We start from the raw sequence: 1,054 nt of genomic DNA, 5'->3' as shown, positions 1-1,054 counted from the left end.
GTCGACAGACACAGTAACTCAGCAACGCTACCTTGGTTAAGCGTATGTTCACCTTCAATACGTTGTAAGAAGACTTGCTGATTTAAAGACTGATTTGAGAATTGGATATGAACAGCACGATTTTGTGAAACAAGGCCTAAACGCTCCAATATACTCGACACACTCATCTGCATTTTTATTATCAATCAAACTTATATTTAGGCCGCATTTTAATTAAAAAAAGACTAACCTGTCTATCTATACTCATTTTCAAAATGTAACTGGTCTAAATATGCTGTTTTAGGTTAACTTCTTATTAAATAGATATTTAAACCGTAAAATCAGATCATTTTAAAGTGATATCAATCACAGAGACAAATTTGATACTTTTCTTTTATATTCAAATAGATATTAAAGAAATCAATTTTTCAAATTAATAAAATTCAGGATGAGATATGAAAATAAAAAAGTCTGCTTTTTATATATTTACCGTGATTTTCTCGCTTCATTCTTCAGCATTTGCTGAGCCGAGTGTGGCCGATATTCAATATCGTGCGGAACAAGGGCAACCCGTTGCTCAATATCATTTGGGCATGATGCTTTTAAGTGGTGAACAAGGCGTTGTTAAAAATTATGAACAAGCGTTTAAATGGCTAACTGCGGCTGACCAAAATGGAAGTGTAGGGGCAAAATATAGTTTAGGAATGCTGTATTACACAGGTACGGGCGTCGAAAAAGATGCCAAGCGCGCTTTTGATTATTTCAGTAAGGCTGCGGCCAAGAACCATGCGAAAGCACAATATAACTTAGGGGTGTTATATGACAGAGGGGAAGGAACTGCGCAAGACTATGGAAAGGCGTTTGAGTGGTTCAGTCGTGCTGCCAACCAAGGCTACCCGCCCGCAGAATATAATTTAGCTCATCTATATAAAAAAGGTCACGGCGTCTCACAAAGCAATGAGCAGGCACTTAAGTGGTACACCAAAGCGGCTGAGCACAATGAAAGCGATGCTCAGTACAACTTGGCCCAGATGTATTTAAATGGTGAAGGCACGCCGAAAAACCTACAACTGGC

1 protein-coding gene and 1 pseudogene are annotated in these 1,054 nt (G+C 38.3%); one reads left to right on the top strand and one right to left on the bottom strand.

The annotated features are described in order from the left end of the window. A partial coding sequence (locus tag NL42_RS12235; protein WP_227505884.1) for a hypothetical protein occupies positions 1-173 on the bottom strand: 173 nt, incomplete at its 3' end. Between the two features lie 258 nt (positions 174-431). Here NL42_RS12235 and NL42_RS12230 point away from each other — a divergent pair. Beyond that, positions 432-1,054 (top strand): annotated as a pseudogene (locus tag NL42_RS12230) (tetratricopeptide repeat protein); the annotation flags it as partial.

It is taken from the genome of Acinetobacter sp. GN11, from assembly GCF_054823985.1.
Note: the sequence above shows the minus strand (reverse complement) of the source record. Positions and strands in the feature narration are given on the sequence as shown.